The sequence below is a fragment of the Bradyrhizobium sp. dw_78 genome (genome assembly GCF_018449525.1).
Lineage (GTDB): Bacteria > Pseudomonadota > Alphaproteobacteria > Rhizobiales > Xanthobacteraceae > Bradyrhizobium.
In genome coordinates this window covers 46124-59569 of the sequence record NZ_JAAVUS010000014.1, presented here as the reverse complement: position 1 = coordinate 59569, position 13446 = coordinate 46124, and the positions used below count along the sequence as shown (strand labels likewise).

The following is a 13446-nucleotide window of genomic DNA, read 5'->3' as shown; positions in this document are numbered from 1 at the left end:
TTCAGCCAATTAGGTTCGAATTGACTGTTTTTCTCCCCGATGCGCCGCACAGAATTTGACGGCGCTCAGTCATCCCTAGGTCCCCAGCCTAGGTCCCCAGGCCTTGATCCGTTCTCGTGCTGCCTCATCGCTGGCTCGATCCCAAGGAGTATTCGAAATGTCGACCAAAGCGCCCAACCCTGTTGACAAATATGTCGGCAGTCGCGTGCGCATGCGCCGTATCATGCTCGGCATGAGCCAGGAAAAACTCGGCGAAGCCTTGGGTCTTACCTTCCAGCAGGTTCAGAAATACGAAAAGGGCACCAACCGGGTCGGCGCCAGCCGCATTCAGCAGATCTCCGAAATCCTCCAGGTGCCGGTATCGTTTTTGTTCGAGGGCGGTCCCAGCGGCACCGCAGGCTCCGACGGATTCAGCGAAGGCGCCTCGCCAACCTACATTTCCGATTTCCTCGCCACCTCCGAAGGCCTTGCCTTGACGCGCGCTTTTACCCGCATCACCGATAGCAAGCTTCGGCGCAGCATCGTCGATCTGGTCGAACAGATCGCCGCGCGCGAAGGGCCCGACAAGCGCTGACGCCTTTGTCATCCCGGCGCGGATACAGGGCGCGCCAACGGAATCTCTCTGATAATCTCTGGTTTCCGGCTCCGCACCGCGTTTGGCGCGTCCGGTTCAACGACCGCCATGACTCTGCCGCCGGAAACGACTTCCTGATGACTGCCCGCTCCAATTCTCTCAAAACCAGGATCATCCCCTGCGGCGTTCGCCGCCGGATTGAGATCGGGACGCGGCGGCTGCGATGACCAGCGCCAACCGCAATCCCGCCCATCCTGAAACGTCGTCCGGCGATATGCCCGGCGACGACGGGATACACACGCAGGGTTCGTTTTTCGGCCGCCGCAAGGGCCACAGGCTACGTCTGCATCAGGCGGACCTGATCGAACATTTACTGCCGCGGCTGGCGCTCGATATCGGCGGCCCAAGTCCGCCCGATCTCGCCGCGCTGTTCGATCCGCCGGTCGATGACGTCAGGCTCGAAATCGGATTTGGCGGCGGAGAACATCTGGTGGCGGAAGCGCTCGCCTTTCCGAAACTCGGATTCATCGGCTGTGAACCCTATGTCAACGGCATGGCGAAAATCCTGACGCAGATCGAGAGCCATGACATCGACAATATCCGGCTGTTCGCCGGCGACGCCGCCGAACTGCTCGCCTGGGTGCCACCGCATGCGCTGGTCCGGATCGACCTGATCCACCCCGACCCGTGGCCGAAACGGCGGCACTGGAAACGGCGTTTCGTGCAGGACGCGACCGTCGCCGCGATGTCGCGCGCCCTGAGGCCGGATGGAGAATTCCGTTTCGTCAGCGACATCGCCGACTATTGCGCCTGGACATTGGCGCATCTTGCGCGCTCGCCGGATTTTATCTGGACCGCCGAAAGGGCAGCCGACTGGCGCCTGCCCTGGCCCGATTACACGATGACGCGATACGGCCGCAAAGCCGAACGCGAGGGCCGCGAAGCCGCGTATTTAAGGTTTCGGAAAGCCGGCTGAAAATCTTGCCGCCGTCGTTCGGGACACGAACGGGCAACCATTATCGCGGCTTGGCATCCGCGCGGCTCAGGCCGATTGACGGGCCTGCCAGAAACCGACGACGCGCTCGGCGGTCGACGGCATCAGCCGCATGAAATTCAACCGCGCGCTCTCGATATCGGCCGGAGAGGGTATCCGGCTCGGACCCAGCCGCAGCAGGATCAAGGCGCGCACGGTGGCCCATTGCAGGCCGATCGTCTTGCCCACGATCAGGATCGGATCATAGCGGTCGCCCGAAATCAGCCGGTCGAGCGTTGCGATCTTCACCGCCGACATGACCGACAGCGCGACGATCGCCTCCTCGTATTTGTGGCTCTTGGCAAAACCCAGCAATGCGGCTTCGTTGAGATCGCCGGCATGATGCAACGCGAGGATCGCGCGCTGGGCCGGCACGAAGTTGCGGCCGCCGACTGGCGCGACGGCGTCGGAGATCTCGCTTATCGCCTGCCTGATCGCTTCCTGTCGGCCGGGCTCGGCCATATCAAGCAAGCGACGGCGAACGGCGTCGTCCGATCCCGTCAGGAGATCTTTCAACCGCGATGCCGAAAGATCCTCGCGCTGGCCGACGGTCAGCGTCAGGACGCTGTCATGGCTGGCGCGCTTGATCAGCTCCGAATAGCCGGCCTGGGAAAATTGCGCGCCTGCATTGCCTGCGGCGCGTCTGACCACCTCGCGGTCGCCGCGATGCACGATGATGTCGGTGAGATCGGCGGACAGCGTCATCCGCTCGGACATCGCCAGCAGATGTCCCTGACCCTTGCCGCGGGCGATATCGATCAGCGCCGCTTCGTCGATAACGGGCGACCGCCGCAGCAGCGGCCCGGCGATTGCGACCTCATCCTCGCGGGCGAGTTGCCCGACCAGCCTGCGCGGCGCGTTGCGGAGAACCGACAATCGCTCAGCCACGTCGGCGCGCACGGCCAGTTCGGCATGGGGAACCAGATCGAGCAGGACGCCGTCGAACAGATCGATGTGATCGGGCCGGAAATTCGCGGCGCCCGAGAAGAACAGTTCGGCGATCCGCCTCGCGGCCTCGGTCCGGCGCTTCTGATTGCTGCCTCTGACAATCTCATCGAGTTCGGGAATCAGCGAAGAAGCGACGACCATCAAACCTACTCAAGACCGCCGCTAAGACGCTTTCGCCGAGTCCCTGTTTTGCTTGCGGTAACGGACGCAAGCAATTTCGGCCTGGCAGCGCTGGGGCGGGTCTCGGGCAACCTAGACAGGCTTCATGAACGAAGGGTTAGGTTCCGAAGCGGCATCCTAAAGGTCGCAAAATCGTATCCCCGGTTCTCGCGGGTCTTGCCGGATAGGGTTAAAACCGCTATATCAGCGTCAAGTTTTGCTATCTCATACGATCGCGTATTGAGAGTGGGCCCCTCGGGACCCGCTCTTTTTTATTACCTGAACGCATCCGACGCGAATAAAGCCGGACCATTCAGGGACCCACCGACCGTATCCGAAACACAGTCTTAACCGAACCTCTGCTGGAAAGCTCAAGTTAGACCTATTTTGACCCTGGACATGACCGATCCAACCACCGCCTCTCCGGAAGCCGACCTGCTCGCCGAGCCGCGCCTCGTTATCGAGCCGGGCGCGGCGGCGCGGGTGTCGGCGGTGGCAGGCCCGGTGCTGCAAGGAATGGGTTACCGGCTGGTTCGGATCAAGATTTCGGGAGAGGCCGGCTGCACGGTGCAGATCATGGCCGAACGGCCCGACGGATCGATGCAGATCGAGGACTGCGAGGCGATCTCGAAGGCGCTCTCGCCGGTGCTCGATATCGCCGATCCGATCGACCGCGCCTACCGGCTGGAAATATCCTCGCCTGGAATCGACCGGCCGCTGGTGCGCCGCTCCGATTTCGAGCGTTATACCGGTCATCTCGTGAAGATCGAGATGGCGGTCACGAGCCACGGCCGCAAGCGGTTCCGCGGCATTCTCGCCGGCGTCGAGGACGGCTCGGTGCGGCTCCATCGCGACGACAAGGCGGCGGATGAAGACGCCGAGGTTTTGCTGGTTCTCGAAGACATTGCGGACGCCAGACTGGTCCTGACCGACGAGCTGATCGCGGAATCGATGCGGCGCGGCAAGGCTGCGGAACGCGAGTTGCGCCAGAGTCTCGGGCTTGAACCGCCGCCGCCCCCGCATGCAAGAAAAAGCGATCCGGCTAAAGACAACAAACCGAAGCCGAAATTGAAGTCTAAAAGCGGCGGCAAGAGCGCGCCGCAGAATACCAAGGAACATCGCCTCGCCGCCGAAAGAGCGCGCAGGGGCGATTTCGATCCCTCCAGAGGAGACTGAACATGGCAGTCAGCGCCAACAAACTCGAACTGCTGCAGATTGCAGACGCGGTTGCGCGCGAAAAATCGATCGACCGCTCCATCGTGATCGCGGCGATGGAAGACGCCATCGCCAAGGCGGCACGGGCCCGTTATGGCAGCGAGACTGACGTACACGCCGAAATCGACGCCAAGAAAGGCGAGCTGCGGCTGTCGCGCCATATGCTGGTGGTCGACCAGGTCGAAAATTCGTCAAACCAGATCTCGCTGGCGGATGCGCAGCGCGCCAATCCCGGCGCGCGGGTCGGCGACACCATCGCCGATACGCTGCCGCCGCTTGAATATGGCCGCATCGCCGCCCAATCCGCCAAGCAGGTCATCGTGCAGAAGGTGCGCGAGGCCGAACGCGACCGGCAATATCAGGAATTCAAGGACCGCATCGGCGATATCGTCAACGGCATCGTCAAGCGCGTCGAATATGGCAGCGTCATTGTCGATCTCGGCCGCGGCGAAGCCATCATCCGCCGCGACGAGATGCTGCCGCGCGAGGTATTCCGCAACGGCGACCGCGTCCGGGCCTATATTTTCGATGTGCGGCGAGAGACGCGGGGCCCCCAGATCTTCCTCTCGCGCACCCATCCGCAATTCATGGCGAAACTGTTCGCGCAGGAAGTACCGGAAATCTATGACGGCATCGTCGAGATCAAGGCGGTCGCCCGCGATCCCGGCTCACGTGCGAAAATCGGCGTGATTTCAAGGGATTCATCGGTCGATCCGGTCGGCGCCTGCGTCGGCATGCGCGGCTCGCGCGTGCAGGCCGTGGTCAACGAATTGCAAGGCGAGAAGATCGACATCATCCCGTGGTCGCCCGACATCGCGACCTTCGTCGTCAACGCGCTGGCGCCGGCTGAAGTCGCCAAGGTCGTGATCGACGAGGACCGCGAGCGCATCGAGGTCGTGGTTCCCGACACCAACAACCAATTGTCGCTGGCGATCGGCCGGCGCGGACAGAATGTGCGGCTGGCCTCGCAACTGACCGGCTGGGATATCGACATCCTCACCGAGCAGGAAGAGTCCGAACGCCGCCAGGCCGATTTCGAGAATTCGACGCGGGTGTTCATGGAAGCGCTCAATGTCGACGAAGTCGTCGGCCAGTTGCTGGCGTCGGAAGGTTTCACCTCGGTGGAGGAACTGGCGCTGGTCGATGTCCGCGAATTGGCGAGCATCGAAGGCTTTGACGACGAAACCGCCAACGAATTGCAGACCCGCGCCAGGGAATATCTGGAGCAGATCGAGACCGAACTGGAAAACAAGCGCAAGGAGCTTGGCGTGGAAGACGAATTGAAAGCCGTACCCGGCGTGACCTCGAAGATGCTGGTGAAATTCGGCGAAAACGATATCAAGACCGTCGAGGATCTGGCCGGCTGCGCCACGGATGATCTGGTGGGCTGGACGGAACGCAAGGAAGGCAGTGAGCCGGTCAAGCATGCCGGCTTCCTCGATGGCGTCGATATTTCACGGGAAGATGCCGAAGCCATGATCATGCAGGCCCGCGTCAAGGCGGGCTGGATCACCGAGGCCGATCTCGCGAAGAAGACCGAAGAAGTGGAAGCGGAAGCCACCGAAGACCAACCGGCTTGATGCGCATGTTTTCTTAAGAACCCAACGATGGGGCAGACGTCACCGATATGCTTGCTGTTGCCGACCTCGATCTCGACAACGGGCCGCGGACCGACAAGTCCGCGACAATGCGGATGTGTGTGCTCACGCGGCAGGTACGGCCGATCGACGAACTGATCCGGTTCGTGGTTTCGCCTTCGGGCGAGGTGGTGCCGGATCTGAAACGCAAGCTGCCCGGCAGGGGATTATGGGTTTCGGCGTCTCGCCAGGCGGTTGCGGAAGCGGTCCGCCGTAACCAATTCAGCAAGGGGTTCAAGCGCGACATCCGCGTTACGCCAGCGCTGCCGGCGGATACCGAAATCCTGCTGGTACGGAGCGCGGTCGACGCGCTCGCGATGGCCGCCAAAGCGGGGCAGGTGATTTCCGGCTTCAGCAAGGTGGAAGCGGCGCTGGAACAGCGGCAGGCGCAGGCCCCGGTGCGGGCCCTGATCCACGCTTCCGACGGCGCAGCCGATGGAATCCGTAAATTGGACGCCCTTGCCGGGCGAAATGACGGAATTAACGACGATTCGCGAGAATTTTCGATCATCACCGCGCTGACATCGGAACAATTGGATTTGGCACTGGGCCGGTCAAATGTGATACATGCAGCGCTGCTCGCGGGCCCGGCGAGCAAAACGTTCCTGTCGCGCAGCCAGACCCTGGTCCGATACCGGATGGCTGACGACGACAAGACCGCCGGCATCGCGGCCAGAAATTCTAGAGCGTGATCCGGAAAAGTGGGAACCGGTTTTCCAAACGGATCATGCTCAAACACGGACGACGAGCTTTAACGACGGTGCGGCAACGCACAATGCAACGAGATTGGGATTAGTGAATGGTTGATACCAAAACCCCTGGCGACAAGACACTCAGTGTCCCGTCCAAGACCTTGACGCTCAAGCCGCGCGTCGAGACGGGCACCGTGCGCCAGAGCTTCAGCCATGGCCGCACCAAGCAGGTGGTGGTTGAAAAGCGCGGCAAGCGCCGCCTCGGTGGCGACGGGCCAGGGGGCGAAGCCCCGAGCGCGCCTGAGCCGGTCGCAGCCAAGCCCGCGCCCGCCAAGCCGCCGGTCTCCCGCCCCGCGCCTCCCCCCGCCGCGCCGCGCAACAATTCGGGTGTGGTGCTGCGCACCCTGACCGAGGATGAACGTTCCGCGCGCGCCAGCGCCTTGGCGGATGCCAAAGTGCGCGACGTCGAGGAACGGCGGATCGCCGAAGAGGAAGCCAAGCGCCGGGCCAGCCGCGAAGCCATCGAACAGGCCGAGCGCGAAGCGGCGGAAGCCCGCCGGAAGGCCGAAGAGGAGCGTCACCGCCAGGAAGAGGACGCCAAACGCAAGGCCGAACAGGAAGCGAAAAAGCGCTTTGGCGGCGAGACCAGCACCGAAGCCAAGCCGGCCGTCCCCGCAACTCCGGCGCCCGCATCACGCCCTGCTGCGCCGCCTGCCGCCAAGGCGCCCCCTGCCAAGGCGCCTGGCGTTGCCGTTGAAGTCGAGGAAGATGAAGGCCCGCGTCTGGTCCGTCGCGGCCCTGGCGGCGTGGCCCGTCCGGTGACACCTCCCAAGACCACCCAAAAGCCCGCGCCGCAGAAGCAGCGCGGCCGCCTGACGGTTGTGACCGCGCTGACCGCCGATGACGTGCGCGAGCGCTCGATCGCGTCGTTCCGCCGCCGTACCCAGCGCCTGAAGGGTCACGCCTCGAACGAGCCAAAGGAAAAGCTCATTCGCGAAGTGACCATCCCGGAGATGATCACGATCCAGGAACTCGCCAACCGCATGTCGGAACGCGCGGTCGACGTGATTCGCCTGCTGATGAAGCAGGGTGCGATGCACAAGATCACCGACGTGATCGATGCCGATACCGCGCAGCTGATTGCCGAGGAAATGGGCCACGGCGTCAAGCGCGTCGCCGCTTCCGACGTCGAGGAAGGCCTGTTCGATGTCGTCGACGATTCCACCGATACCGAGCCGCGCTCGCCGGTCGTGACCGTGATGGGCCATGTCGATCACGGCAAGACCTCGCTGCTCGACGCGCTGCGCCATGCCAATGTGGTATCGGGCGAAGCCGGCGGCATTACCCAACATATCGGCGCCTATCAGGTGAAGTCGCCCGAAAGCGGCAAGATGATCACCTTCATCGACACGCCGGGCCATGCCGCGTTCACCGCGATGCGCGCCCGCGGCGCCAAGGTGACCGACATCGTGGTGCTGGTGGTCGCGGCCGATGACGGCGTCATGCCGCAGACGGTGGAAGCGATCAACCACGCCAAGGCGGCCAAGGTGCCGATGATCGTGGCGATCAACAAGATCGACAAGCCCGACGCCAGGCCGGAGCGCGTGCGCACCGAGTTGCTGCAGCATGAAGTGCAGGTCGAATCGCTCGGCGGCGACGTCGTCGACGTCGAGGTCTCCGCCAAGAACAAGACCAATCTCGACCGGCTGCTCGAGATGATCGCGTTGCAGGCCGACATTCTCGACCTCAAGACCAATTCGCAGCGTCCGGCCGAAGGAACGGTGATCGAGGCCAAGCTCGATCGCGGCCGCGGCCCGGTCGCGACCGTGCTGGTGCAGCGCGGAACGCTGCGCGTCGGCGACATCATCGTGGCCGGCGCCGAAATGGGCCGCGTCCGTGCGCTGATTTCCGACCAGGGCGAAACCCTCGAGGAGGCCGGACCGTCGGTGCCGGTCGAAGTCCTCGGCTTCAACGGCCCGCCGGAAGCCGGCGACCGCCTGGCCGTGGTCGAGAACGAAGCCCGCGCCCGCCAGGTCACGAGCTATCGCGCCCACCAGAAGCGCGAGAACGCCGCCGCCAGCATTTCCGGCATGCGCGGCTCGCTCGAGCAGATGATGTCGCAGCTCAAGACCTCGGGCCGCAAGGAATTCCCGCTGATCGTCAAGGCCGATGTGCAGGGTTCGCTGGAAGCCATCCTCGGATCGCTGGAAAAACTCGGCACCGACGAGGTCGCGGCGCGCATCCTGCATGCCGGCGTCGGCGGCATTTCCGAATCCGACGTGACGCTGGCCGAAGGCTTCAACGCCGCCATCATCGGCTTTTCGGTGCGCGCCAACAAGGAAGCCGCGGCCGCCGCCAAGCGCAACGGCATCGAGATCCGCTACTACAACATCATCTACGATCTCGTGGACGACATCAAAAAGGCGATGTCCGGCCTGCTCGCGCCGACGCTGCGCGAGACCATGCTCGGCAACGCCCAGATCCTGGAAGTGTTCAACATTTCCAAGGTCGGCAAGGTCGCCGGCTGCCGTGTCACCGACGGCACCGTGGAGCGCGGCGCCAATGTCCGCCTGATCCGCGACAACGTCGTCGTACACGAAGGCAAGCTGTCGACGCTGAAGCGTTTCAAGGACGAAGTGAAGGAAGTGGCCTCCGGCCAGGAATGCGGCATGGCGTTCGAGAATTACGGCGACATGCGTGTCGGCGATATCATCGAGTGTTATCGCGTGGAAACGATCCAGCGCTCTCTGTAAGTACAGGTCTTCCGTAAGTCCAAATCTTACGAAGCGTATGGTACCTGCCTCATCCTTCGAGACGCGGCCAAGCGGCCGCTCCTCGGGATGAGGGCTCAATTCCGATCGAGGGAAATCTAACCCTCATGGTGAGGAGCGCAGCTGCTGGCTGCGCGTCTCGAACCATGAGCCTGTTGAGAAGCGATTATGCCCAGTCACCACAAAAAGAATTCCGCCCCCGGCGGCTCTCAGCGTCAGTTGCGGGTCGGCGAAACCGTGCGCCACGCAGTTGCGGATATCCTGTCGCAAGGCAGCGTGCATGATCCGGACCTCGAGGGCCATATCATCACCGTGCCCGAAGTGAGGATGTCGCCGGATCTGAAGCTTGCGACCATCTATGTGATGCCGCTCGGCGGGCGCGATACCGACACCGTCATCACGGCTCTGGAGCGCAACAGGAAGTTCCTGCGCGGCGAGATCGCGCATCGCGTTAACTTAAAATTTGCGCCTGACATCCGCTTCCGCGTCGACGACCGATTCGACGAAGCGGAACGAATAGAGAAATTATTGCGAACACCTGCGGTGCAAAAAGACCTCGCACCCGATTCGGACCACGAGTGATGACCATGACCGCCGCAAACAGCGAAATCGATTCGAAAAACGCCGAGTCGGACGCCGCTGAAAAAAATATTTTTGTCGAGTCGCGCAACGACGCACGGCGGACCAATAACGACCCCCGCGACCGCCAGCCGCGTCAGGGCCAACAGCCGCGCCGCGACAAGCGCGACGTGCATGGCTGGGTGGTGCTCGACAAGCCGATCGGCATGACCTCGACGCACGCGGTCGCGGTCGTGAAGCGGCTGTTCCAGGCCAAGCGCGCAGGCCATGCCGGCACGCTCGACCCGCTCGCCTCCGGCGGGCTGCCGATCGCGATTGGAGAGGCCACCAAGACCGTTCCGTTCGTGATGGACGGCCGCAAGCGCTACCGCTTCACGGTAAGCTGGGGCGCGGAGCGCGATACCGACGACACCGAGGGCCGGGTGACCCAGACCAGCGATCTCCGGCCGTCGGCCGATTCGGTCCGGGACTTGCTGCCGCAGTTCACCGGCCTGATCGAACAGATTCCCCCGCAATATTCCGCCATCAAGGTCCAGGGCGAGCGGGCCTACGATCTGGCCCGTGACGGCGAGACGGTGGAATTGAAACCCCGCCCGGTCGAGATTCACGAATTAACCCTGATAGATCACACGGATGATGGGCAATCCATATTCGAGGCCGAGTGCGGCAAGGGAACCTATGTCCGGGCGCTAGCCCGCGATATCGGCCGGATTCTCGGCTGTTATGGCCATATCGGCGCCCTACGGCGAACCCTGGTCGGCCCGTTTGGCGAATCCGACATGATTCCGCTGGAACAATTGGAGGCTTTGTGCAATAGAGCCGCGTCTGGCGAGGGTAGCCTCGCCGAGGCGCTTTTGCCCGTTGAGACCGCGCTGGACGACATCCCGGCACTGGCCGTCACACGGGCGGATGCGGCAAGGCTCCATCGGGGTCAGGCCGTTTTGTTGCGCGGACGGGATGCGCCCAATAGTAGCGGCACAGTCTATGTCACGGTGGCAGGCCGGCTTCTGGCCCTCGCCGAAATTGGCAATGGCGAACTCATCCCCAAGCGTGTGTTCAACCTGACCGGACTGACTGCCAGTTCCGGTCGCAACGAGAGTATTTGACGATGTCGATTACCGCCGAACGCAAAGCGGAAGTCATCAAGACGAATGCCACCAAAACCGGCGACACCGGCTCGCCCGAGGTCCAGGTTGCGATCCTGTCGGAACGCATCAACAACCTCACCGGGCACTTCAAGACCCACGTGAAGGACAACCATTCGCGCCGTGGCCTTTTGAAGCTGGTGTCGACGCGTCGTTCGCTTCTCGATTATATCAAGAAGAAGGACGAGGCGCGTTACAAGGCATTGCTGGAAAAGCATAACATTCGTCGTTGATACGCTGAAGTACGCGCGCCGATTTGCGCGCGTTTTTGCATGGCTTCGAAATACCCTGTGAAGGTTTTCGGAAGCGATCATGCGCAACAACGTCCAGCAGCAATCCGGCCGCTGGGCGGAACGGGCAAGATGCCCGTACGACCCCGAAAGGATGGACGCCATCCGAAACATAAGAGCCATGGCAGGATCGCCGGATGCTGATCTCGCATCGAGATCAGCCTCTCGCCATCTTGCGCATGGCTTTTGTGTTTTGGGGCATCCCTCTTTCGTGAACCCATGAAAGAAGATCGAAATGTTCAATAAGCATTCAGTCGAGATCGACTGGGGTGGACGTCCCCTCAAGCTCGAAACCGGAAAGATCGCCCGTCAGGCCGACGGCGCCGTGCTGGCGACCTATGGCGAGACCGTGGTGCTCGCCACCGTCGTCGCCGCGAAAGCACCGCGCGAAGGCGTCGACTTCCTGCCGCTCACCGTCGACTACCAGGAGAAGGCCTATGCCGCAGGCCGCATTCCCGGCGGCTATTTCAAGCGCGAAGGCCGCCCGACCGAAAAGGAAACGCTGGTCTCCCGCCTGATCGACCGTCCGGTGCGCCCGCTGTTCGTCGATGGCTGGCGCAATGAAACCCAGGTCATCATCACCGTGCTGTCGCACGACATGGAGAACGATCCCGACGTTCTCGCGATGGTCGCCTCCTCCGCGGCACTGACGCTGTCCGGCGTACCGTTCAAGGGCCCGATCGGCGCCGCCCGCGTCGGTTTCGCCAATGACGAATATGTGCTGAATCCGACGCTCGACGAAATGGTCGAGACCCAGCTCGATCTGGTGGTCGCCGGCACCGCCGACGCCGTGCTGATGGTGGAGTCGGAAGCCAAGGAACTCAACGAAGACATCATGCTCGGCGCCGTGATGTTCGGCCACCGGCACTTCCAGCCGGTCATCAATGCGATCATCCAGCTCGCCGAGAAGGCAGCGAAGGAGCCGCGCGACGTCAAGATCGTCGACGAGAGCGCGCTCGAGAAGGAAATACTCGCCCTGATCGAGAAGGATCTGCGCGCGGCCTATGCGATTCCGGTCAAGCAGGATCGCTACGCCGCCGTCGGCGCCGCCAAGGAAAAGGTGATGGCGCATTATTTTCCGGAAGGCCAGGAGCCGAAATACGACAAGCTCCGCATCGCCGGCGTGTTCAAGGAATTGGAAGCCAAGATCGTCCGCTGGAACATCCTCGACACCGGCAAGCGCATCGACGGCCGTGATTCGAAGACCGTCCGCAATATCATCGCGGAGGTGGGCGTGCTGCCGCGTGCGCATGGTTCGGCGCTGTTCACCCGCGGTGAAACCCAGGCGATGGTCGTCACCACGCTCGGCACCGGCGAAGACGAGCAATATATCGACTCGTTGGCGGGCACCTACAAAGAGCAGTTCATGCTGCACTACAATTTCCCGCCCTACTCGGTCGGTGAAACCGGGCGTCTCGGCGGCACCAAGCGGCGTGAAATCGGCCACGGCAAGCTGGCCTGGCGCGCGATCCATCCAGTGCTCCCGCCGCACCATGAATTCCCCTACACGGTGCGCGTGGTCTCCGAGATCACCGAATCCAACGGATCGTCGTCGATGGCGTCGGTCTGCGGCGCCTCGCTGTCGCTGATGGACGCGGGCGTTCCCCTGAAGCGGCCGACGGCGGGCATCGCCATGGGCCTCATTCTCGAGGGTTCGCGCTTCGCCGTGCTGTCGGACATCCTCGGCGACGAGGATCATCTCGGCGACATGGATTTCAAGGTCGCCGGCACCGATCAGGGCATCACCTCGCTGCAGATGGACATCAAGATCGAGGGCATCACCGAAGAGATCATGAAGGTCGCGCTCGGCCAGGCCAAGGAAGGACGCATCCACATCCTCGGTGAGATGTCGAAGGCCTTGACCGCCGCGCGCGCCGAACTCGGCGAATACGCGCCGCGCATCGAGACCTTCAAGATCCCGACCGACAAGATCCGCGAAGTGATCGGCACCGGCGGCAAGGTGATCCGCGAGATCGTCGAAAAGACCGGCGCCAAGGTCAACATCGAGGACGACGGCACCGTGAAAGTCGCCTCCAGCGACGGCGAAGCGATCAAGGCCGCCATCAAGTGGATCAAGTCGATCGCCTCCGATCCGGAAATCGGCCAGATCTATGATGGCACCGTGGTCAAGGTGATGGAGTTCGGCGCCTTCGTGAACTTCTTCGGCGCCAAGGACGGCCTCGTTCACATCAGCCAGCTGGCCGCCAACCGCGTCCAGAAGACCTCCGACGTCGTCAAGGAAGGCGACAAGGTCAAGGTCAAGCTGCTTGGCTTCGACGATCGCGGCAAGACGCGGCTGTCGATGAAGGCCGTCGATCAGACGACCGGCGAGGATCTTGAAGCCAAGACCGACGCCCCGGCGCCGCGGGAAGCCGCAGGCGAGTGATTCGGGCGGACGGCGAT

The 13446-nt window shown here is 62.8% G+C and carries 11 protein-coding genes; 10 read left to right on the top strand and 1 reads right to left on the bottom strand.

What is annotated here, in order from left to right:
* The first annotated feature begins 157 nt into the window (after positions 1-157).
* On the top strand, positions 158-574 hold the full coding sequence (locus HB630_RS26550; protein WP_213775683.1) for a helix-turn-helix transcriptional regulator: 417 nt from the start codon (positions 158-160) through the stop codon (positions 572-574).
* A gap of 223 nt (positions 575-797) precedes the next feature.
* On the top strand, positions 798-1550 hold the full coding sequence (locus HB630_RS26545; RefSeq protein ID WP_213775682.1) for a tRNA (guanine(46)-N(7))-methyltransferase TrmB: 753 nt from the start codon (positions 798-800) through the stop codon (positions 1548-1550).
* A gap of 66 nt (positions 1551-1616) precedes the next feature.
* Here HB630_RS26545 and HB630_RS26540 read toward each other — a convergent pair whose 3' ends face one another.
* Complete coding sequence (locus HB630_RS26540) at positions 1617-2696, bottom strand: DUF2336 domain-containing protein (protein ID WP_213775681.1); 1080 nt, start codon at positions 2694-2696, stop codon at positions 1617-1619.
* Positions 2697-3113: 417 nt separating this feature from the next.
* Between HB630_RS26540 and rimP the strand changes: the two genes are divergently transcribed.
* From rimP to pnp, 8 genes are all read left to right on the top strand, one after another.
* Complete coding sequence (gene rimP / locus HB630_RS26535) at positions 3114-3890, top strand: ribosome maturation factor RimP (RefSeq protein WP_213775680.1); 777 nt, start codon at positions 3114-3116, stop codon at positions 3888-3890.
* Between the two features lie 2 nt (positions 3891-3892).
* Complete coding sequence (gene nusA, locus HB630_RS26530; protein ID WP_213775679.1) at positions 3893-5509, top strand: transcription termination factor NusA; 1617 nt, start codon at positions 3893-3895, stop codon at positions 5507-5509.
* A gap of 47 nt (positions 5510-5556) precedes the next feature.
* Positions 5557-6258 (top strand): RNA-binding protein, encoded by a 702-nt coding sequence (locus HB630_RS26525; protein WP_213775678.1) that lies wholly within the window; start codon positions 5557-5559, stop codon positions 6256-6258.
* A 107-nt stretch (positions 6259-6365) separates the two neighbouring features.
* Positions 6366-9011, top strand: coding sequence for a translation initiation factor IF-2 (infB, locus tag HB630_RS26520; RefSeq protein WP_213775677.1), 2646 nt, complete (start codon positions 6366-6368; stop codon positions 9009-9011).
* 186 nt (positions 9012-9197) lie between these two features.
* Positions 9198-9611, top strand: coding sequence for a 30S ribosome-binding factor RbfA (rbfA, locus tag HB630_RS26515; RefSeq protein ID WP_213775676.1), 414 nt, complete (start codon positions 9198-9200; stop codon positions 9609-9611).
* On the top strand, positions 9611-10714 hold the full coding sequence (gene truB, locus HB630_RS26510; protein WP_213775675.1) for a tRNA pseudouridine(55) synthase TruB: 1104 nt from the start codon (positions 9611-9613) through the stop codon (positions 10712-10714). Before rbfA ends, truB begins: the two co-directional genes overlap by 1 nt.
* Before the next feature lie 2 nt (positions 10715-10716).
* Complete coding sequence (gene rpsO / locus HB630_RS26505; protein WP_213775674.1) at positions 10717-10986, top strand: 30S ribosomal protein S15; 270 nt, start codon at positions 10717-10719, stop codon at positions 10984-10986.
* Positions 10987-11278: 292 nt separating this feature from the next.
* Positions 11279-13429, top strand: coding sequence for a polyribonucleotide nucleotidyltransferase (pnp, locus tag HB630_RS26500; RefSeq protein WP_213775673.1), 2151 nt, complete (start codon positions 11279-11281; stop codon positions 13427-13429).
* Positions 13430-13446 lie beyond the last annotated feature (17 nt).